Source organism: Campylobacter concisus (genome assembly GCF_003048605.1).
Classification (GTDB): domain Bacteria; phylum Campylobacterota; class Campylobacteria; order Campylobacterales; family Campylobacteraceae; genus Campylobacter_A; species Campylobacter_A concisus_BM.
Map to the genome: position 1 here is coordinate 28,946 of NZ_PIRX01000010.1, position 23,284 is coordinate 52,229.

Below are 23,284 nucleotides of genomic sequence, written 5' to 3' on the forward strand. Positions count from 1 at the left end.
TCTTTCAAAATTACCACGAGGTAGATGCAATGTTAAATAGCTTATACTCAGGAAATCGTCTTAGAGTTGACTTCTCTAATGTCGTTAAAGAGATAGACGTTCCGAACCTACTACAACTACAAAAAAAGAGCTTTGATAATTTTTTAAATCTAAATAACAATCAGACAGAAAGCGGTATCGAAAAAGTTTTTAAGTCGATTTTTCCTATACATGATCCGCAAAATCGTTTGACTTTAGAATATGTTAGTTCAGAGATTGGAAAACCAAAATACACAATCAGAGAGTGCATAGAAAGAGGTCTTACATACTCTGTAAATTTAAAAATGAAAATACGCCTTATCGTTCATGAAAAAGATGATAAGACTGGTGATAAAGTTGGCGTTAAAGATATAAAAGAGCAAGAAATTTTTATACGTGAAATTCCGTTGATGACAGATAGAATTTCATTTATTATAAATGGTGTTGAGCGTGTTGTTGTAAATCAACTTCATAGAAGCCCTGGCGTTATCTTTAAGCAAGAAGAGAGTGCGACAGTTGCAAATAAACTGATCTATACAGCTCAAATAATCCCAGATCGTGGCTCTTGGCTACACTTTGAATATGATACAAAAGACATTTTATATGTTAGGATAAATAAGCGTAGAAAAGTGCCTGTAACTATCTTGTTTAGGGCATTAGGATATAAAAAACAAGACATTATTAAGCTATTTTATCCGATACAAAATTTAGTTATTAAAAATAATAAATTTTTAACTCTTTTCAATCCAGAGGATTATCTAGGAAGAGTTGAGTATGATATAAAAAATGAAGATGGAGAGGTTCTTCACCAAGCTGGCAAGCGTCTAACAAAGAAAAAAGCTGATAAATTAATCGAAGATGGCGTTAAATTTGTTGAGTATCCGATCGAAGCACTTATTGGTAGATATTTAGCAAACCCTGTGATAAACACAGAAAGCGGCGAAATTTTATATGACACACTATCTGCTCTTGATGAGAATAAACTTGCAAAAATTTTAGCTGAGCATGAAAGTATCGAAATCATAAACAACTCTGCAGCCGGTGTTGACGACGCTATTATAAATTCATTTATAGCTGATAATGATATGCTTAAGGTTTTAAAACAAACTGAGGGCGTTGATGATGAAAATGACCTTGCTGCGATTAGAATTTATAAGGTTATGAGACCTGGCGAGCCAGTAGTTAAAGAGGCTGCAAAGAGCTTTGTAAATGATATATTATTTAATCCTGAAAGATATGACTTAACAAAAGTTGGTCGTATGAAGATGAACCACAAGCTTTCGCTTGATGTGCCAGAGTATGTTACTTTGCTAACTAGCGAAGATATCATCAAAACTGCAAAATATCTTATAAAAGTTAAAAATGGACAAGGCCACATCGATGACCGCGACCACCTTGGCAACCGCCGTATAAGATCTATCGGTGAGCTACTTGCTAGCGAGCTTCACCTTGGCTTTGTTAAGATGCAAAAGGCTATCCGTGATAAATTTACAAGTCTAAGCAATAACACTGATGAGATCATGCCTTATGATCTTATCAATCCAAAAATGATTACAGCGACAATTATGGAATTTTTCACAGGCGGTCAGCTAAGCCAGTTTATGGATCAGACAAACCCACTTAGTGAGGTTACTCACAAGCGCCGTCTATCTGCACTTGGCGAGGGCGGCTTGGTAAAAGAGCGTGCTGGATTTGAGGTGCGTGACGTTCACCCAACTCACTACGGCAGAATTTGTCCAGTTGAGACCCCAGAAGGTCAAAATATCGGTCTTATAAACACTCTTTCAACTTATGCAAAAGTAAATGACCTTGGCTTTGTTGAAGCGCCATATAAAAAGGTCGTTGATGGCAAGGTGACTGATGAGATAGTCTATCTAACTGCAACTCAAGAAGAGGGCAATGTTATCGCTCCAGCATCGACCAAGCTCGATGAAAACGGACATATCGTTGAGGACTTGATCGAGGTTAGAAAAGAGGGCGAGATGATGCTTGCTCGTAGAGAAGATGTTACCCTGATCGACCTTTGCTCTGGTATGATAGCTGGTGTTGCAGCTTCGCTTATCCCATTCCTAGAGCACGATGACGCTAACCGTGCGCTTATGGGCTCAAACATGCAGCGTCAAGCTGTGCCACTGCTTCGCTCAACTGCCCCGATCGTTGGAACAGGTATGGAGAGCGTTATCGCAAGAGATGCCTGGGAGAGCGTAAAAGCAAAACGTGGTGGCGTAGTTGAAAAGGTTGATAATAAAAACATCTTTATTCTTGGTGAAGATGAAGCCGGTCCATATATCGATCACTACTCTTTAGAGAAAAATTTAAGAACAAACCAAAATACGACATTTTCACAACATCCGATCGTTAAAAAAGGTGATGAGATCGTTGCTGGTCAGATAATAGCCGATGGTCCAAGCATGGAAAAAGGCGAGCTAGCTATTGGTAAAAACGCGTTAATCGCATTTATGCCTTGGAATGGCTACAACTACGAGGACGCGATCGTTATTAGTGAAAAAATGATACGTGAAGATGCCTTTACGAGCGTTCATATCTATGAAAAAGAGATTGAGGCTCGTGAGCTAAAAGACGGCGTTGAAGAGATAACAAAAGATATACCAAACGTCAAAGAAGAGGAGCTTATGCACCTTGATGAAAGCGGTATCGTCAAAATCGGTACAGAGATCAAGCCTGGCATGATCCTTGTTGGTAAAGTATCTCCAAAAGGCGAAGTTAAACCAACTCCAGAAGAAAGACTTTTGCGTGCGATCTTTGGCGAAAAAGCTGGTCACGTTGTAAATAAATCGCTCTATGCTTCAGCTTCGATGGAAGGCGTGGTTGTTGATGTTAAAATTTTTACCAAAAAAGGCTATGAAAAAGATAGCAGAACGAACAAGGCTTATGAAGAGGAGAAGACACTTTTAGAAAAAGAGCACCACGATAGACTGCTTATGCTAGACCGCGAAGAGATGCTAAAAGTTACAGCGCTTCTTTCTAAAAACCCACTAGCGAGCGACCAAGAGGTAAATAAAAAAGAGTATAAAAAGGGCTCAAAGATCAACAAGGCTGACTTTGAGAATATCAATAGATTTACCCTAAATGCTATCGTAAAGAGCTTTTCAAAAGATATCCAAAAGAAATATGATGAGCTAAAAAATTACTTCCAAAATGAGAAGAAAAAGCTTAAAGAAGAGCACGACGCTAAGATAGAAATTTTAGAAAAAGATGATATTTTACCAAGCGGCGTTGTAAAACTTGTAAAGGTTTATATAGCTACAAAACGCAAACTAAAAGTTGGCGATAAGATGGCTGGACGTCACGGAAACAAAGGTATCGTTTCAAATATAGTTAGAGAAGTCGATATGCCGTATCTTCCAAGCGGTCAGATCGTTGATATCGTTCTAAACCCACTAGGCGTTCCAAGCCGTATGAACATAGGTCAAATTTTAGAGAGCCACCTTGGTCTTGTTGGTTACCGCTTAGGCGAGCAGATCAATGAAATTTTTGAGACCAAAAAAGGTGAGTGGATAAAAGAGTTAAGAGCTAAGATGATAGAGATTGCAAGCGTTGCTAAGCTAATGGATGCTAAAAAAGCTCTTGGTAAGATGAGCGATGAGAAGCTTCTTGAGTATGCAAAAGATTGGAGTAATGGCGTAAGATTTGCAACTCCGATTTTTGAAGGCGTTAAAGCTGACGAATTTGCAAAATTATTTGAGATGGCAAAGATAGATAGCGACGGTAAAACTGAGCTATATGACGGACGTACAGGCTCAAAGATAAGAGAACGCGTTAATGTTGGTTGTATGTATATGTTAAAACTTCACCACTTGGTTGATGAAAAAGTTCACGCAAGAAGTACTGGACCATACAGCCTTGTTACACAACAACCTGTCGGTGGTAAGGCGCTATTTGGTGGTCAAAGGTTTGGTGAGATGGAAGTTTGGGCACTTGAGGCTTATGGTGCTGCTCATACACTAAGAGAGATGCTAACTGTAAAATCAGACGATGTTGAGGGAAGACTCTCTGCTTACAAAGCTTTAACAAGAGGTGAAAACGTTCCTGAGACTGGTATCCCTGAGACGTTCTTTGTTCTAACAAACGAGCTAAAATCACTAGCTCTTGATGTGGAAGTATATGATGAGGATGAGACAAATGAAACTAACTAATTTAAAACCAGTTGAGATAAAAGAAGAGCATAGACCTCGTGATTTTGAAGCTTTTCAACTTCGTTTAGCAAGTCCTGAGAAGATAAAATCTTGGAGTTATGGCGAGGTTAAAAAACCAGAAACCATCAACTACCGCACGCTAAAACCTGAGCGTGATGGCTTGTTTTGTGCCAAAATTTTCGGACCGATCCGCGACTATGAGTGTCTTTGTGGCAAATATAAAAAGATGCGCTATAAAGGTATAAAGTGTGAAAAGTGCGGCGTTGAAGTAACAACGTCTAAAGTTCGTCGCTCTCGCATGGGTCACATCGAGCTTGTAACTCCAGTGGCTCACATCTGGTATGTAAATTTCTTGCCAAGCCGTATAGGTGCGCTTCTTGGTATTAAGATGAAAGACCTTGAACGCGTACTTTACTATGAGGCATACATTGTTGATAATGCTGGCGAGGCTTATTATGACAATGAAAATTCTAAAAAAGTTGAAAAATATGACGTTCTAAACGAGGAGCAATACCAAAGCCTAGCTTCAAGATATGAAGAGAGTGGCTTTACGGCAAGAATGGGTGGCGAGGTCATCTATGATATGCTAGCTGAGCTTGATCTAACTCAAATTTTAAATCAGCTACAAGAAGAGATGGAGGCTACAAATTCTGAGGCTAAGAAAAAGACTATCGTAAAACGTCTAAAGGTTATCGAGAGCTTTTTAAATTCAGGCAACCGCCCAGAGTGGATGATGATAACAAATTTACCAGTTCTTCCGCCTGATCTTAGACCACTTGTTAATCTTGATGGTGGTAAATTTGCTGTTTCGGACGTAAATGATCTATATCGCCGTGTAATAAATAGAAATAGCCGTCTAAAACGCCTGCTTGAGCTTGACGCACCTGAGATCATCATCAGAAACGAAAAGAGAATGCTTCAAGAGGCTGTTGATGCGCTATTTGATAATGGCCGCAGAGCAAACGCTGTAAAAGGTGCAAATAAGCGCCCACTAAAATCACTAAGCGAGATCATCAAAGGTAAGCAAGGCCGTTTCCGTCAGAATTTGCTAGGTAAGCGTGTTGATTTCTCTGGACGTTCTGTTATCGTCGTTGGTCCAAAGCTAAAAATGGATCAGTGCGGTCTTCCAAAGAAGATGGCTTTAGAGCTATTTAAGCCACATTTGCTTGCTCGCCTTGAAGAAAAAGGCTATGCGACAACCGTTAAGCAAGCTAAAAAAATGATAGAAGATAAGACAAATGAGGTTTGGGAGTGCTTAGAAGAGGTCGTTAAAGACTATCCAGTTATGCTAAACCGTGCTCCGACACTTCACAAGCTCTCTATCCAGGCGTTTCACCCAGTTCTTGTTGAGGGCAAGGCGATCCAGCTTCACCCGCTAGTTTGTGCGGCGTTCAACGCTGACTTCGACGGTGACCAAATGGCTGTTCACGTGCCACTATCGCAGGAAGCTATCGCTGAGTGCAAAATTTTGATGCTTAGCTCAATGAACATCTTGCTTCCTGCAAGTGGTAAGGCTATCACAGTCCCTTCACAAGATATGGTTTTGGGAATTTATTACCTAAGCCTAGAGAGAAATGATGAAAAAGGTGCAAATAAAATTTTCTCAAGCGTCGATGAAGTAATGATCGCTGAAGAGGCTAACACTCTTGGTCTTCACGCTAAAATCAAAACTATGGTTGATAACAAGATCATCTTTACAACGGCTGGTCGCTTGATATTAAGAGCGATACTTCCTGATTTTGTCCCTGAAAATATGTGGAATAAGATCATGAAGAAAAAAGACATTGCAAATTTGGTTGATTATGTTTATAGAAATGGCGGCCTTGAAGTAACGGCTGACTTCCTTGATAAGCTTAAAAATTTAGGCTTTAGATATGCTACAAAAGCGGGAATTTCTATCTCTATCGCAGACATCATCGTGCCAGATAGCAAGCAAAAATATATCGACGAAGCTAAGAAAAAAGTTCGTGAAATTCAAAAGCAATATGGCGCTGGTCTTTTAACAGATAGTGAGAGATACAACAAGATCATCGATATCTGGACAGATACAAACAACAGCGTTGCAAGCGAGATGATGAAGCTTATCCAAAGTGACAAGGGCGGATTTAACTCAATTTATATGATGGCTGACTCAGGTGCGAGAGGTAGTGCAGCGCAAATTCGCCAGCTAGCTGGTATGCGTGGTCTTATGGCAAAACCGGACGGCTCGATCATCGAAACGCCGATCATTTCAAACTTCCGTGAAGGTCTAAACATAATGGAGTACTTCAACTCAACCCACGGAGCTAGAAAAGGTCTTGCTGATACCGCGCTAAAAACTGCCAACGCTGGTTACCTAACAAGAAAGCTAATCGACGTTGCTCAAAACGTTAAAGTCACAATGCACGACTGCGGTACGCACGAGGGTGTTGAGATCACAGATATCACGGAGAGCGGCGAGCTAATCGAAAGCCTTGAAGAGAGAGTCTTGGGCCGTGTTTTAGCAGATGATGTGATCGATCCTATAACAAATGAAATTTTATTTAGCGAAGGCACATTGCTTGATGAAGAGAAAGCTAAGGCTATAACAGAAGCTGGCATAAAATCAGTAAGCATTAGAACACCTATCACGTGCAAGGCGCCAAAAGGCGTTTGCGCAAAATGCTACGGCTTAAATTTGGGCGAGGGCAAACTTGTAAAACCAGGCGAGGCTGTCGGTATCATCTCAGCTCAATCAATTGGTGAGCCAGGTACTCAGCTAACGCTAAGAACATTCCACATTGGTGGTACGGCTTCTACTGAGCAGCAAGACCGCCAAGTCATCGCTCAAAAAGAGGGCTTTATTAGGTATTACAACCTTAGTACATACGAGAACAACGGCAAAAAAATCGTTGCAAACAGAAGAAGTGCGGCTGTGCTACTTGTTGAGCCAAAGATAAAATCAACAATCGATGGTAAAATCGAGATCGAATATGCTCACGAAGACGTAAATATCGTTATCAAAGGCAAAAAAGAAGAGATCAAATATACTATCAGAAGAAACGACCTTGCTAAACCAAACGAACTAGCTGGCGTTAGCGGTAAGATCGAAGGCAAGATGTATATCCCTTATGCAAATGGCGACAAGGTAAAAGAGAATGAGAGTATCGTTGAGATAATAAAAGAGGGCTGGAACGTTCCAAATCGTATCCCATATGCTAGTGAGCTTAAAATTTCAGACGGCGATCCAGTAACTAGAAAGATCACAGCAGATGCAAATGGTGTGGTTAAATTTTTCATACTAAAAGGTGACTTCCTTGATAGACTAAAAGATATCAAAAAAGGTCACAAAGTAACTGAAAAAGGCTTCTTTGTTGTCGTTTCTGACAAGGATGGACGTGAGGCAGTTCGCCACTATATCCCAAGAAATTCTATCATCCAAGTATCAGATAATGATGCGGTAGAAAGAGCAACAGTAGTCTCACTACCTGAAAAAGATGACAAGCTAATAATCGCTGAGTGGGATCCATACTCAACTCCAACTATCGCAGAAGAGGCTGGTGTAGTTAGCTTTGAAGATGTCGAGCCAGGATATAGTGCGACTGAGCAAGCTGACGAGGCAACTGGTCAAAGACGTCTTGTTATCAACGAATATTTGCCAAGTGGCGTAAAACCAGCGATTATTATCACTACAAAGAGCGGACATTTGATCAAGTACCCACTTGATCCAAAAACTGCGATCTTTGTTTCAAGTGGCGATGAAGTGGCCCAAGCTGACATTTTGGCTAAGACTCCAAAAGCTGTTGCTAAGTCAAAAGATATCACTGGTGGTCTTCCAAGAGTTAGTGAGCTATTTGAGGCAAGACGCCCTAAAAATACAGCTATCGTTGCAGAGATCGACGGCGTTGTTAGATTTGACAAGCCACTTCGCTCAAAAGAGCGCATCATCATCCAAGCAGAAGATGGCACGACAGCTGAGTATTTGATCGAGAAGAGCCGCCAGATCCAAGTAAGAGACGGCGAATTTGTCCATGCTGGCGAGAAACTAACAGACGGACTTATCTCAAGTCACGATATCTTAAGAATTCTTGGTGAAAAAGCACTTCACTACTATTTGATCAGTGAAATTCAGCAAGTTTATCGTCGCCAAGGTGTTGCGATCGCTGATAAGCACATCGAGATCATCGTCTCTCAAATGCTTCGCCAAGTCAAAATCGTCGATAGCGGAAATACAAATTTCATCGTTGGCGACATGGTTTCAAGAAACAAATTTAAAGAAGAGAACGAACGCATCATGAAAATGGGTGGCGAGCCAGCTATCGCTGAGCCGATCCTCCTTGGTGTCACAAGAGCGGCCATCGGAAGTGATAGTGTGATCTCTGCTGCGTCATTCCAAGAGACAACTAAGGTCTTAACAGAGGCGTCAATCGCTGCTAAATTTGACTATCTTGAAGATCTAAAAGAGAACGTCATCCTTGGACGTATGATCCCAGTTGGTACTGGTTTTTATAAAGATAAAAAGATAAAGATCAAAGAAAACTAATATATTAAGCCCCACCTCTGGGGCTTAATCCCTTTATAAATTTCCCCACTTAAATTTACAAAATTTCAAAATTTACAAGCCGTTAATCAATATTAAATAAAATCCCTAACTAAAAATATGTAACGGAGATATTATGAAAAATGTCGATCTTGGACTTTTATTTCTGCGCTTAGGTCTTGGAATTTGCCTTTTTATGCATGGCTTTGGCAAAATTTTACATGGAGTTGGCGGCGTAAAGAGCATTTTAGTTGATGCTGGACTGCCTAGTTTTCTAGCGTATTTTGCCTATCTTAGCGAGGTTTTAGCCCCTATAATGATCGCCGTTGGTTTTTACTCAAGGGTTGGCGCAGTGCTAGTTTTTGGCTCTAGTCTTGTCATTTTGTACTCATTTTATGGGTTTTCAAATTTACTTGAGCTAACTAATGTAAATGGCTTTAAAGCAGAGCTTATATATCTTTATATCGCTATGTCACTTTGTATCATTTCAACTGGTAGTGGCAAATACGCTATCAAGCAAGACTGATCTAAATTTAGCACATATCAAATGTGCTAAATTTTCACAAATTTTATTTAAAATTTAAATTTATTTTATTTTTTTATAACAATTTAAGTTTGTAGCCTTTAAATTCAAAAAATATCTCAAATTTAAAGGACGCATGATGAACTCTACAAAAAAAGAGCCTTCGTTTCTGCTAGCCCTTACGCCTATCTTGGTTATGATCGTAGGCCTTGCGCTTGGCGTTGGTTATATGAAGCTAAAGGTTGAGCCGATCATTTTGATAGCAGCTCTCGTGGCTGGTGGCATCGCTTGGAGGCTAGGATATAGTTGGAGCGAGCTTCAAGAAGGGGTGATAGAGAAAATTTCAAGCTCATTGCCAGCACTTATGATACTCTGGGCAGTCGGTCTGCTCATTGGCTCGTGGGTATTTTCAGGCACCATCCCTATGATCATCTACTACGGCGTAGATCTTATAAGTCCGCAGTATCTAGTCCTAACAGCTTTTGTCATCGCAGCTATCATCTCAACCGTAACTGGCACATCTTGGGGTTCTGCTGGCACAGTCGGTGTTGCCATCATGGGCATAGCTCAAGGTCTTGATGTAAATTTAGCAGCAACTGCTGGTGCGGTAGTCGCAGGAGCATACTTTGGCGATAAACTCTCCCCACTCTCAGACACGACAAACCTAGCTCCGATAGCAGCTGGCTCAGAGCTTTATGAGCACATCAGACATATGTTTTATACGACTATCCCAGCAACTATCGTTGCGATAGCGGCTTATCTATTTTTTGGTAGCGAGGCTGCAAGCAGTGGTGCAAATGTTTCAGAGTCGGTTTTAGCACTTCAAGGTCAGCTTGATAAAATTTTTCACTGGAACATCATCTTGCTTTTGCCTGTGCTTTTTGTCTTGGCTGGCTCGGTGCTAAAGTGGCCAACGATACCTGTCATGATCATAGCTTCGCTATTTTCAGTGCTTCTTGGAGTTATTGTTCAAGATTTTAGCTTTAAAAATGGCTTTATATCAGTGATGACTGGCTTTAACGTCACGATGAGCGGCATTAATATGGAGTTTTCAAAAGATGTCACTAAGCTTCTAAACAGAGGCGGTGTAAGCTCGGTAAATTCAACCACCATCCTAGTCATCTGCGCTATGGGCTTTGCTGGTATCATCTCAAAAACTGGCATGCTCACAAAGGTGCTCCACACCATCATGGCGAAGGTCAAATCAACAGCAGGCGTCATCATCTCGACTATCGGCTCATGCTTAACTGTCGCATTTGTCACAGGTAGCTCATATCTTTCTATCCTCATCCCTGGCGAGATGTTTAAAGACTTTTATAAAGAGAAAAATTTAGCAGCCAAAAACCTATCAAGAACACTTGAAGACTCTGGTACCGTGATCGTCCCACTCATCCCTTGGTCAGCAGCAGGCGCATATATGACAGCCACACTTGGAGTACCAACGGTAGAGTATTTGCCATGGGCTATTTTAAACTACATGGGCGTTGTCTTTGCTATCATTTTAGCTCTTACTGGCATTGGCATAGCTAAGATAAATAAGGACGCCAAATGATACTTATAAAAAACGTCAAAATTTACTCGCCAAAATTTCTTGGCAAAAAAGATATATTTATATGTAATGGCAAGATCGTCTGCATAGCTGAAAATTTAGAGCCAAATTTACCAAATGTAAAGGTGATCGACGCTTCAAATTTCACGGCGATACCAGGTCTTATCGATAAGCATGTGCATATCACTGGAGGCGGCGGCGAGGGTGGCTTTAAGACTAGAGTGCCTGAGATCATGCTATCAAATTTAATAGAAGCTGGCATAACGACGGCTGTTGGCCTACTTGGAACTGACAGCACGACAAGAAGCGTTGAAAATTTAGTCGCAAAAGCACACGCGCTAAACGACGAGGGCATCACATGCTACGCTCACACTGGCGCATACAGCTCTAAAACGCCAACCATAACTGGCGAGATCGAAAAAGATATCGTCTTTGTTGATCCCATAATCGGCACCAAGCTAGCCATAAGCGACCACCGCTCATCAAGCGTGAGCAAAGATGAGCTAGCTCACATAGTTTCGGCTGGCAGGGTGGCTGGCATGATCAGCTCGAAGTCAGGCCACACCACACTTCACATGGGTGATGGTAAAAAGGGCTTAAATTTGATCTACGAAGTGCTAAATGAGTACGACATGCCGATTACGCTATTTCAACCAACGCACGTAAATAGAAACGAGGAGCTTTTTAAACAAAGCTTTAAATTTATAAAAGATGGCGGCTATATCGACTTTACCTGCATGCCAGGACTTACGCCACTTGAAGCTGTAAAGCGCGTCAAAAAAGAAAATTTACCGACAAATAAGATAACCATCAGTTCAGACGGCTTTGGCAGCTACTCTAGCTATGATAGCGACGGAAATTTACTAAAAATAGGCATCGCTAGCGTCAAGAGCCTATATGAAGAGTTTATAAATTTTGTAAAAGATGGCTTTAGCATCGAGGAGGCACTGCCATATTTTACGACAAACGTGGCAAAAAGCGTGGCCTTGCAAAACAAAAAAGGCGAGATAAAAGAAAATTTCGATGCAGATATTTTGCTAATCGATGAGAAATTTGAGATTAAATTTGTCGTTGCAAAGGGTGAAATTTTAAAAGATGACAGTGGTTTTATAAAAAAAGGAACTTATGAATAAGTCTAACTTATTAACCGTTATTTAAGCTTTTTTTAAATAAAATTAGGTCTTTTTAATAAATTTAGTCGAAAGGAATTATTGTGCCAACCATAAATCAATTGGTCAGAAATGAACGCAAGAAAGTGACTGTTAAGTCAAAATCTCCAGCGTTAAAAGAGTGCCCTCAAAGAAGAGGAGTTTGCACTAGGGTTTATACTACAACTCCTAAAAAACCAAACTCAGCTTTGAGGAAAGTTGCCAAAGTTAGGCTTACAAGCGGTTTTGAAGTCATCAGCTATATCGGCGGTGAAGGTCATAACCTACAAGAACACAGTATCGTTTTAGTTCGCGGCGGTAGGGTTAAAGACTTACCAGGTGTTAAATATCACATCGTTCGTGGTGCACTTGATACTGCTGGTGTTGCAAAAAGAACAGTTTCTCGTTCTAAATATGGTGCAAAACGCCCTAAAGCTGGCGCTGCTGCTCCAAAAAAGTAAAAAATTAGGTTCGCAGACGTTGCTTAAATTTGCAAACGTTTGAGTAAAATTTCATAAAAATTTGAAGGAAAAATCAAAATGAGAAGAAGAAAAGCTCCTGTAAGGGAAGTTTTACCTGATCCGATTTACGGAAATAAAATAATCACTAAATTTATTAATTCTCTTATGTATGATGGCAAAAAAAGCGTCGCTACAGAGATAATGTATGGTGCTATTAAAGCTATCGAAAAGAAAAATGCTGAGGTTAAAGGCATCGACGTTTTTAACGACGCTATCGAAAATGTAAAACCTATTTTAGAAGTTAAATCACGCCGTGTTGGTGGTGCTACTTATCAAGTACCAGTTGAGGTTCGTCCAGCTCGCCAACAAGCTCTTGCTATCCGCTGGCTTATAACTTTTGCTAGAAAAAGAAGCGAAAGAACAATGGTTGATAAACTAGCAAATGAGCTTTTAGATGCGGCAAATTCAAAAGGTGCATCTTTCAAGAAGAAGGAAGATACTTACAAGATGGCAGAGGCTAATAAAGCATTTGCTCACTACCGCTGGTAAGAAAGAATTAGTATGGCAGAGAGAAAAACGCCTTTACATAAGGTAAGAAATATCGGTATTGCGGCTCACATTGATGCTGGAAAGACAACTACTAGTGAGAGAATTTTGTTCTTCACTGGTATGAGCCATAAGATAGGTGAGGTTCATGATGGCGCTGCTACTATGGACTGGATGGAGCAAGAAAAAGAGCGTGGTATTACTATTACATCAGCTGCAACTACAGCGTTTTGGAAGGGCTACCAAGTAAACCTAATCGACACTCCGGGACACGTTGACTTTACTATTGAGGTTGAGCGTTCTATGCGTGTTCTTGACGGTGCTGTTGCGGTATTTTGTTCTGTTGGTGGTGTTCAGCCACAGTCTGAAACTGTTTGGAGACAAGCAAATAAATATCACGTACCAAGAATTGTTTTTGTTAATAAAATGGACAGAATTGGTGCAAATTTCTTTAGAGTTGAAGAGCAGATCAGAGAAAGATTAAAAGCAAATCCAGTACCTATACAAATTCCTATCGGTGCAGAGGATAACTTTAAAGGCGTGGTTGATCTTGTAAGAATGAAAGCATACGTTTGGAATGACGAGAAAAAGCCAACTGACTATGTAGAAGAAGAAATTCCAGCTGAAGTTAAAGATAAAGCTGAAGAATACCGCGCAAAACTAATCGAAGCTGTTTCTGAGACAGACGATAGTTTGATGGAGAAATTCTTTGCAGGTGAAGAACTAACTGAAGAAGAGATCAAAAAAGGTATAAAAGCAGGCTGCTTAAGAATGACTATCACACCTATGCTTTGCGGAACTGCGTTTAAGAACAAAGGTATCCAACCTCTACTTGATGCTGTTGTTGATTATTTACCAGCTCCAGATGAGATCGCAGCGATAAATGGTGTTTATGAAGATGGCACTGAAGTGACTGTTGAAAGTACAGATGATGGCGAATTTGCCGCTCTTGCGTTTAAAATTATGACCGACCCATTTGTTGGACAGCTAACATTTATCCGTGTTTATAGAGGAAGCCTTGAAAGTGGTAGTTACGCTTACAACACAGTTCAAGACTGCAAAGAGAGAATCGGCCGCTTACTAAAAATGCACTCAAATAAACGTGAAGAGATTACTGAGCTTTTCGCTGGTGAAATCGGTGCTGTTGTTGGTCTAAAAAATACTCTAACTGGCGATACTCTTGCAAGCGAAAAAGATAAAGTTATTCTTGAGAGAATGGACTTCCCAGAGCCAGTTATTAGTGTTGCGGTTGAGCCAAAAACAAAAGCAGATCAAGAAAAAATGGCGATCGCTCTTCAAAAACTAGCTCAAGAAGATCCAAGCTTTAGAGTTAGCACTGATGAAGAGAGTGGACAAACTATCATTAGTGGCATGGGTGAGCTTCACCTAGAGATCATTGTTGATCGTATGCTTCGTGAATTTAAAGTTGATGCTGAAGTTGGTCAGCCACAAGTTGCTTACCGCGAGACTATCCGTAAGGCAGTTGAACAAGAGTATAAGTATGCTAAACAATCAGGTGGTCGTGGTCAATATGGTCACGTATTCTTACGTATCGAGCCACTTCCAGCTGCTAGTGGATTTGAATTTGTTAACGACATCAAAGGTGGTGTTGTTCCAAAAGAGTATATCCCAGCTGTTGAAAAAGGTTGTAAAGAAGCGCTTCAAAGCGGTGTTCTTGCTGGATATCCAGTTGAAGATGTTAAAGTTACACTTTTTGATGGTAGCTACCACGAAGTTGACTCGTCGGAAATGGCATTTAAACTCGCTGCTTCTATGGGCTTTAAAGAGGGCGCTAGAAAAGCAGGCGCAGTTATCCTTGAGCCTATGATGAAAGTTGAAGTTGAGACTCCAGAAGAGTATATGGGTGATGTTATCGGTGACCTTAATAAGCGCCGTGGCCAAGTAAATTCAATGGATGATAGAAATGGTGTAAAAATCATTGCAGCTTATTGTCCACTAGCTCAAATGTTTGGCTACTCAACAGATCTTCGCTCAATGACCCAAGGTCGTGCGACTTATTCAATGGAATTTGATCACTACGAGGAAGTTCCTAAAAACGTAAGTGAAGAGATTATTAAAAAGAGAAATGGCTAATTAGCCAAAATAGGGCAGAGCGATCTGCCCTTTAAAATTTAACTACTTGAGTAAAAATTTAAACTAACTTCTAAATTTGTCCTCATAGCTCAGCTGGATAGAGCGCAGAATTCCTAATTCTGAGGTCGTGAGTTCGAACCTCGCTGGGGACACCACTCCTGCTTTAAATACTATCTCATAAAAATCTTGTATAGAGTGCTTTAAATCATTTATATTTAAAATTCTTATTTTTATAAGTAGTCGTATTTGACATATAAATAAATTTATTTTTTTAATGAATTATTTGTATGACCTCACTATCAATAAAATTTATCAACAAAAATTTTATATATTTAATAATCCATGCTAACATTTCAAAAATTTATTTAAGGAGAGTAGATGAAGAAAATTTTACTTTTAGGAGCCGTTTGTTGCATGTTGTCAGCTGATGTTAAAACCGTTAATATAAGTCCAGATGAGATCAAAAAATATGATCAGATCGTTGATATTAGAACTCCATCTGAATGGCAAGAAACTGGCATCATAGCTGGTGCGAAGACCATCACTTTTGATCCAAGCAATAAGAGTGCATTTTTAGATGAGCTTTCAAAAGCGGTTGATATTAAAAAGCCTATCGCTCTTGTTTGTAGAAGTGGCAGAAGAAGCACAGCAGCAGCTACAGCGATAGATAGCTCAGATCTTAAGATTATAAATTTAGATGGCGGTATGAGTAGTTTGATCGAGCAAGGCTACAAAACTACACCTTATAAAAAATAGACAAATCTCTAAATTCTACATTTGGCTACAAGATAAATTTATTTTGTAGCCAAAATTTTATACTAAATAATAAATTTTATTATTTGATTAACCAGTGATTAACTCTAAGTCAATATAATTTCATCACATTTAAACAATAAAGAAGGAGACAAAATGTCAAAAGTTATTTTACAGTTAAACACAATTCAGGCTGATGCAAATGCACTTTATATCAAATTTCATGATCTTCACTGGAATGTAAAAGGTATTCAATTTTTTAGCGTCCACGAATACACAGAGAAAGCTTATGAGGATATGAGTGAGATTTTTGATGACGCAGCTGAGAGAGCTCTTATGCTTGGTGGTAGACCTATCGTCAAGGCTGAGGAGCTAGCAAAAGTCGCTCACATAAAACACGAGCCAAAAGAGAGCTACACTCCGACTGAAGTTTTGGATATTGTTTTGGCTGATTACAAGCACCTTTTGGGCGAGTTTAAAAAGCTTGATGAGCTTGCAGAGGGTGACACAACAACTCAGATGTACGCGCAAGACCAAATAGCTAAATTTGAAAAAGCCATCTGGATGCTAAACGCAACACTTGGTAAATAATCACAGCGGGAGCTCTCCCGCTTTACCCTAAATAAATTCCACCTTTTGGCGATATAGTTTTTATAAACTTATAGGAGCCAAATATGCAAATCAGTCAAATCGTCAGCTCATACAACACTTCAAGCGTAAAAGAAAATGTAAAATCAGAAATTTCGCTTCATAAAGATGAAAAAGAGGTTTCTAAAAAGCAGCCTGAGGTTTCAAATTTAAGCGCGAAAGAGATCTCAAATAGCTACTTTTTGCAGTATCAAAAAGATATTACTCAAAATACTAGTTCAAATTTACTAGCCCAAGGTGGTCTAAGCTTTAGTGTGCCTGAAAATTTATCAGACATTTTAGCTGGACTTGATCTAGCAGGCATCGGCTACAACGGCAAAGCTCTAGGAGAGCTAAGTAGCGATGAGGCAAGCGAGCTAGTTAGTGAAAATGGCTTTTTTGGCATCGCAAATACAGCTGATAGGATAGCTGGCTTTGTGCTAAATGGCGCAGGTGATGATGTAGAGAAGCTAAAAGCTGGTAGAGATGGCGTGGCAAAGGGTTTTGAGGATGCAAAGAAAATTTGGGGTGGTGAGCTACCTGAAATTTCACAAAAGACTATCGAAAAGACGCTTGAGACGCTCGATAAAAAGATCGCCGAGCTTGGCGGTAACGTCTTAAACGTATCAGCTTAATTTTCTTGGGGTCTCTCCCAAGAAATTTATATATTCAATGTAAGCACAAAACTCAAATTTTAAAAACTCGCAAATTTTATTTAATCTTAAAAGCTATACTTTTCTCTTTATATTAAGGAGAAAAGATGAAAGCTAAAATTTTACTTCCTCTAGCAGTAGCCACTATGTTTTTGGGATGTTCATTTTTTGATGACAACCCACCAGTCCGTAAGCAACCAAGACAAGCTGCCAAAACTACACCTGCAAAAAGCTCCATTAAAGGCTTCATAAAAGATGTTAGCTATAAAGATTCGAAATACTGCTACGAGATAGTAGCCAGCGATGTGAAAAATCACAAACTAAACAAAGCAAATTTTTGTGCAAACAGATATTATTACGATAAGGGCGATCTTGTCTATGCGACTTTTTACGCAGATAAGCTCATAGACATGCTTCTTATAAAAGAGGGCGGCTCTAGAGGCGCATATAATGGCATAAGAAAACCACAAAATGAAGTGGTCGTTAAAAGAAAAAATATAAAAACAAATATCGAAGTACCAAAAGAGGAGAAAATTTCTTTTTAGATTACCGTTGATTTACTGCTAGCATATATAATTTCATCAGCAATCAAAACTAGAACTCCTTTTAAGGGGCAAAGCAACGGCCCCTTTTTCTTTTTATCCCCTTTTTAAAAGTCTTACTTGTAAAAGTTAAATTATAAAAATATACCTCTTTTTGGTCAAAATCGGTAAATGATTGGTAACAAAATTGCAAAATTTAAGCTTCATCTTAAATTTTATTGATTATAATCGTCATCACAAAACCTTAAAAGGAGAAAAAATGAAACTAACAAAAATTAGTTTAGCTGCATTGGTTGCTTTAGGTGCATTTTCAAGCGTTGCAAGTGCAACTCCACTTGAAGAAGCTATAAAAAACGTAGATCTTTCAGGATTTGCAAGATATAGATATACAAACACTAACAAGAAAGAGAGTAAAGCAAATGTGGCTGATAAAAAAAGCCATAAAGCTGATCATCAATTTAGAATGATCACTAACTTTAAAGCTGCTATCGACGATAACTTCTTTGGAGTTATTGGTTTCAGATATAATACTTCTGATGATTCAGGAGATAAAAATTTAGATGGAACAGATATAACAAAAACAAATGGAACATTTAATGTTCATCAATTCTACCTTGGCTATAAAGCTGGCAACACTACTATAACAGCTGGTAAACAAATCATCGGTTCTTATTTCACTGATGATGAAGTAGGTACTGGTATAAGAGTAGTAAATAAAGATATCGAAGGTCTTACACTTACTGCTTTAGCGTTTGATGCACTTGAGGGAACAGACGGCTTCAGTAATGGTGGATTATATGAAGACGCTAGTGCAACAAACTACTTGACTAAATATGATGTTGGTAATCTATATGCAGCTGGTATCGCTGGTTCATATGATCCTATCAACTTCCAACTATGGTATGGCACATTAACTAACCTAGCTGATGTTCTTGCAGCTGATGTTTCAGGAAATTTTGCTATAACTAACGATATATCTTTAGGTGCAAGAATCAATTATGCACATAGCCAAGCTGACACAAGTGCAAAAAATGCTCTCGGTTATGATGATGGTAACTTCTATGCTGGCGAACTTTCAACTTCACTATTTGGTCTTGATCTAGCTGCTGGCTATATCGGCTACAAAACTCAAAACTATCAAGATGGTAAATATTCAGTATTTACATTTGAAGATCAAGGTGGCTTAATCGACGCTGGTGAAGATGTACTTGACTGGACACGCGCAGAAGGTAAGGGTAGTTACCTATATGTAACAAGTGCATATAAATTTGATAAATTTACAGCTGGTTTAGACTACATCAAAGGTAGTTATAAAACAGATGAAAAGACTAAAGTTCAACAATTTGTTCCAAGATTTGCTTATCAATACAGCAAAAAGCTAGCATTTAGCTCATTCTATGCCTTTACAACAGAAAAAGAGCATGACGGAGATAAAAACAAAGCTGACAAATTTAGATTTGAAGCTAAATACTCATTCTAATTCATAGCTCGTTAATCAACTTATGATATAATCCCGGGTCGGAGCAATCTGATCCGGGATTTTTAAATTTAGAGCAAAATTTCAAGGAAACTTATGAAAAATATCAAAATTTCTTTTTTGGCGTGTTTTTTGGTGGCAAATGCCTTTGCAGCTTCTCAGGTTTATTATATAGAAGCTCGTGGCGAGTTTGGTAAAGAGCTTGCCGAAATGGCAAAAAAGCAGGCTAATGACAGAAATGAAAAAGTAAATGTCTATGTCGATGAAGATCCAAGACGCTATAAAGACAATAGAATTTTAAAATTTGGCGTTGATAGAAAAGGTAGATATAGCGTCTCTTTAGGAAAAGAGCTTTATGAGAAACAATGTGCTAGCTGCCATGGCGAAAGCGCAGATAAAAGACCATTTGGCTCAACACCACTCAAAAATATGGATGCTAAAGATATAGAAGATAGCATCATCTCTTATAGAAGCGACTCAAGCTTTGGTGGTAGCGGTAAAAACGTGATGCAAAACCAAGCTAAGATCGTCTCAAACAATGATCTAGGTGCAATACTTGCTTATCTAAAAGGTAAAGATGCACTTGCTGATCAAGATACAAACGAAAATAAACCAGTTTCAACCGAAACAAAGCAGGGCAGTTATTTAAGATAAATTTCACTTCGGTAGCTTTGCCACAATATAAATAAAAGGAAGCAGATGTTAAATCCAAAAACATTATTTTTAAGTATGGGCTCAGCTATCGTTTTGATGATAATCTTTGCCATAGCTAGTGGAGCCGCCACAATAATAGAGAGCAAAACCAGCACTGAAGCAGCTTGGTACTATGTTTATGGGGCTGGCTGGTTTGCGCTCATCCAACTACTGCTTGGTATAAATTTAGCCTTCAATATCTTTAGATACAACCTAATCGATCCCAAAAAACTCCCATCTCTCATCTTTCACTTAGGTTTTATCGTCATCTTAATCGGTGCTGGCATCACAAGATACCTTGGCTTTGAAGCTGATATGCATATACGTGAAAACACCGCTTCAAACGTTGTTAGCACAAAGGTTTCGTATATAAATTTAACAGCGCTTAACGACAAAGGCGAAGAGATCAGCTCGGCTATGCCTTTGGGACTTGCTGATGTGAAGAAGGGCTTTGATCTAAAGCTAAAAACAGCAGACGGTGAGGCTAGTTTAAAATTTAAAGAATTTGTGCCAAATGCAAGCTATAAATTTGTAAATGATGATAGCGGGAAGCCTGTTGTTGAATTTGTAGTATCAAACGAGAGCGAAAGCGAAGAGATATTTTTACTTGAAGAAGAAGAGGCAAGGGTTGGAGATATCAGCTTTATCTTTAATGCCAAACCAGATGAAAATAAAAAATACGTTCTTTTTAGACTAAATGATGGAAATTTCACAGTTACTTCAAATGCCGATCTTTCAAAATTTACTATGGCGGATAGTTCAAAAACTGAGCTAAAAGCTGGCAGCGTGAATGAATTTGGCACAGGTAGCTTATATACTATCTCAAATATAAATTTTGCCCCAAGACTAGTCTCAGCGCACGCCACAAGAAAGCTAGTTAGCTCAAAGGATAGCGAGTTTAATGCGTTGATAGCTGAGCTAAACTACAAAGGTGAGAGCAAAGAGATGCATGTATTTTACAACCTAATGGAGCCTTCACGTATTGCCGTGGCTGGACAGAAATTTAACGCCTCATGGGGAGCTCAGCAGATAAAACTCCCATTTAGCCTCTATCTAAAAGACTTTGAGCTAAAAAGATATCCTGGCTCAAATTCTCCTATGAGCTACTCAAGTGAGGTAGTGGTAAAAGATGGCACGAATGATCCGGGGTTTGATTATAGAATTTATATGAACCACGTGCTTGATTATGATGGATATAGATTTTTCCAAAGCTCATACGATACTGATGAGAAAGGCACGATCCTCTCTGTCAATAAAGACCCAGGCAAGATCCCGACATATATCGGCTACTTTTTGTTAGGACTTGGCTTCTTGTTAAACGTCATAAATCCTAACAGCCGATTTAGAAAGCTAGCAAAACTAATAGATAATGAATCAATAAAGGGCGGTAAAAAAGTTGCTGCGCTCATAGCGGTCTTACTTTTGGGCTTAAATTTTAGCTCGCTAAAGGCAGAGGACTTCTTGCCGCGTATCAGCAAAGAGCATGCAGACAAGCTTGCTAGACTCATCGTGCAAAGTCCAGACGGCAGGATGAAGCCATTTGATACGCTTAGTAAAGAGGTTTTAAACAAAATCCACAGAGGCGAGAGCATAGGTAGTTTAAATTCAAACCAAGCTATGCTTTCTATAATGGTAACGCCTGATTTTTGGCGAAATGAGAAGATCATCGCACTTGGTCAGAGCAAGGAGCTAAAAAAAGAGCTAGGCGTCGATGAGAATGCAAGATACGCAAGCTTTGATGAATTTTTTAAAGCGACAAAAGATGGTGGAAGCGAGTATAAACTAACAAAATTTGCCGAGATAGCAAACCGCAAACACCCAGGCTCACGCAATACATTTGACAAAGATGTGATAAAGATCGACGAGAGACTAAACGTATTTTATATGATATTTATCGGTGAAATTTTTAAAATTTTCCCAAAACAAGACGATCCGTCAAATTCTTGGTATTCGCCTGCTAGTGCGATGATGTACTTCTCGCCAAAAGAGGCTGAGCTAGTCGTTGGCATGATGAGAGAGTATTTCTCAGCTGTTGATGCAGCCTCAAAGGATAATGACTGGAGTAAGGCGGATGCGGCACTTGAGAAAATTTCAGCCTATCAGCACAAATACGGCGCTGCAGTCATGCCAAGTGAGAAAAAGATAGATATAGAAATTTTATTTAATAAATTTCAAGTATTTGACCGCTTGACACCGATATATCTTTTGGCTGGACTTGCACTTTTGCTATTTGTTTTTGTCAAGATGCTAGCACCAAAAGTGCAGATAAATGGCATAGTTAAAGCTGTATATATTATAAATTTACTAGCCTTTCTTGCGCACACAGCTGGACTTGGTCTTCGCTGGTACATCGCTGAGCACGCCCCTTGGAGTAACGCCTACGAGTCGATGGTCTATATCGCTTGGGCGCTTGGTCTATCTGGCATCATCTTTGCAAAACGCAGTCCGATCGCACTTGCGCTTACATCTATATTAGCTGGCGTTACGCTGTTTGTCGCGCACCTTAGCTGGATGGATCCGCAGATCACGACGCTTGTGCCTGTGCTTCAGAGCTACTGGCTAACTATCCACGTCTCTATCATTACTGCAAGTTATGGATTTTTAGGCCTTTGTGCGTTGCTTGGTGGATTTACTTTGCTACTTATCATCTTACAAAACAAGAAAAAGCCAAATGCAGAGATCGCACGCAATATCACTGAAGCGACACGTATAAATGAGATGGCGATGATACTTGGTCTTAGCTTACTTACGCTTGGAAACTTTTTGGGTGGCGTCTGGGCAAATGAGAGCTGGGGTAGATACTGGGGTTGGGATAGCAAGGAGACTTGGGCGCTAGTTTCGATCCTTGTCTATGCTGCGGTGCTTCACATGAGATTTATACCAAAACTTAATAATCAATACGCATTTGCTGTTGCCTCATTTTTTGCCTATTGGTCGATCATAATGACCTATTTTGGGGTAAATTTCTATCTAGCTGGCATGCACTCATATGCAGCTGGAGATCCGCTTCCAGTGCCTGATTTTGTCTGGATAAGCATCGCCATTATGATAGCGATGAGCGTTCTTGCATTTACGAAACGCTCTCTTTGCACAAGGCTATAGATGCTTCTTAAAGGCTTGATAGTCTTTTTTGTCTTTTTGCTTATAGTGGCCATTTGCGCGCTAATCTATCTTTTGTTAAAAAACAAAGATCATCAAGTCTTGGCAAGAGGACTAGAAGCTGAGGGTGAAGAAGAGATCACGATCGAAAAGCTTGAAGAGCTTGCTAGCGACAAAACTCTAAGCAAAAACGAGCTTTTCGAGCTTATACAAATTTTTGGAGAGAAATTTATAATACCAGCGAAAAAAAATCAGGTCGCTCCAAAAGAAGCTAGCAACTACATAAATTTTATAATCCTCATCTGCTCTCACCAAAATGCCGATGCAAAGCTTATTAGCTTTTTGGACAAAGAGGCTAAAAAGAAAAATCCAAGCTATGTTGCTGAGATCGAAGATAGCGAGAGGATAGGCATAGAAAACCGCAAAAATCGTAGGTAAATTTAGCT

16 protein-coding genes and 1 tRNA gene are annotated in these 23,284 nt (G+C 39.4%); all 17 read left to right on the forward strand.

Annotated features, from left to right (window positions below; genetic code table 11):
* Positions 1-29 precede the first annotated feature (29 nt).
* Positions 30-4,175: a DNA-directed RNA polymerase subunit beta gene (rpoB, locus tag CVS86_RS08945; protein WP_107791660.1), complete on the forward strand. Its 4,146-nt coding sequence runs from the start codon at positions 30-32 to the stop codon at positions 4,173-4,175.
* Complete coding sequence (gene rpoC / locus CVS86_RS08950; RefSeq protein ID WP_107791661.1) at positions 4,162-8,676, forward strand: DNA-directed RNA polymerase subunit beta'; 4,515 nt, start codon at positions 4,162-4,164, stop codon at positions 8,674-8,676. Before rpoB ends, rpoC begins: the two co-directional genes overlap by 14 nt.
* A 133-nt stretch (positions 8,677-8,809) precedes the next feature.
* A complete protein-coding gene (locus CVS86_RS08955; protein WP_107791662.1) occupies positions 8,810-9,199 on the forward strand; it encodes a DoxX family protein in 390 nt (129 codons plus the stop codon).
* 136 nt (positions 9,200-9,335) lie between these two features.
* A complete protein-coding gene (nhaC, locus tag CVS86_RS08960; RefSeq protein WP_107791663.1) occupies positions 9,336-10,748 on the forward strand; it encodes a Na+/H+ antiporter NhaC in 1,413 nt (470 codons plus the stop codon).
* The gene (gene iadA / locus CVS86_RS08965; protein WP_107791664.1) at positions 10,745-11,878 is read left to right on the forward strand and encodes a beta-aspartyl-peptidase; all 1,134 of its coding nucleotides are present in this window, start codon (positions 10,745-10,747) and stop codon (positions 11,876-11,878) included. Before nhaC ends, iadA begins: the two co-directional genes overlap by 4 nt.
* Before the next feature lie 80 nt (positions 11,879-11,958).
* Positions 11,959-12,354: a 30S ribosomal protein S12 gene (gene rpsL, locus CVS86_RS08970; protein ID WP_002941121.1), complete on the forward strand. Its 396-nt coding sequence runs from the start codon at positions 11,959-11,961 to the stop codon at positions 12,352-12,354.
* A gap of 78 nt (positions 12,355-12,432) precedes the next feature.
* Complete coding sequence (gene rpsG, locus CVS86_RS08975; protein ID WP_002941142.1) at positions 12,433-12,903, forward strand: 30S ribosomal protein S7; 471 nt, start codon at positions 12,433-12,435, stop codon at positions 12,901-12,903.
* Between the two features lie 12 nt (positions 12,904-12,915).
* Positions 12,916-14,994, forward strand: a complete 2,079-nt coding sequence (fusA, locus tag CVS86_RS08980; RefSeq protein ID WP_021090006.1) for an elongation factor G — start codon at positions 12,916-12,918, stop codon at positions 14,992-14,994.
* Between the two features lie 78 nt (positions 14,995-15,072).
* Positions 15,073-15,149: transfer RNA gene (locus tag CVS86_RS08985), tRNA-Arg, on the forward strand.
* A 223-nt stretch (positions 15,150-15,372) separates the two neighbouring features.
* Positions 15,373-15,750: a rhodanese-like domain-containing protein gene (locus tag CVS86_RS08990; RefSeq protein WP_103606019.1), complete on the forward strand. Its 378-nt coding sequence runs from the start codon at positions 15,373-15,375 to the stop codon at positions 15,748-15,750.
* 153 nt (positions 15,751-15,903) lie between these two features.
* On the forward strand, positions 15,904-16,338 hold the full coding sequence (locus tag CVS86_RS08995) for a Dps family protein (protein WP_002941158.1): 435 nt from the start codon (positions 15,904-15,906) through the stop codon (positions 16,336-16,338).
* An 83-nt stretch (positions 16,339-16,421) separates the two neighbouring features.
* Positions 16,422-17,009 carry a hydrogenase-4 component G gene (locus CVS86_RS09000; protein WP_107791665.1) on the forward strand — a complete coding sequence of 196 codons (588 nt, stop codon included), beginning with the start codon at positions 16,422-16,424 and terminating at the stop codon, positions 17,007-17,009.
* Between the two features lie 125 nt (positions 17,010-17,134).
* Complete coding sequence (locus CVS86_RS09005; protein ID WP_107791666.1) at positions 17,135-17,572, forward strand: hypothetical protein; 438 nt, start codon at positions 17,135-17,137, stop codon at positions 17,570-17,572.
* Positions 17,573-17,828: 256 nt separating this feature from the next.
* Positions 17,829-19,049 carry a major outer membrane protein gene (locus tag CVS86_RS09010; protein ID WP_107791667.1) on the forward strand — a complete coding sequence of 407 codons (1,221 nt, stop codon included), beginning with the start codon at positions 17,829-17,831 and terminating at the stop codon, positions 19,047-19,049.
* Positions 19,050-19,142: 93 nt separating this feature from the next.
* Entirely contained in the window at positions 19,143-19,700 is a 558-nt protein-coding gene (locus CVS86_RS09015; RefSeq protein WP_002941036.1) for a c-type cytochrome, read from the forward strand.
* Between the two features lie 45 nt (positions 19,701-19,745).
* A complete protein-coding gene (gene ccsA / locus CVS86_RS09020; RefSeq protein ID WP_107791668.1) occupies positions 19,746-22,841 on the forward strand; it encodes a cytochrome c biogenesis protein CcsA in 3,096 nt (1,031 codons plus the stop codon).
* Complete coding sequence (locus CVS86_RS09025) at positions 22,842-23,276, forward strand: hypothetical protein (RefSeq protein WP_021089989.1); 435 nt, start codon at positions 22,842-22,844, stop codon at positions 23,274-23,276.
* Positions 23,277-23,284 lie beyond the last annotated feature (8 nt).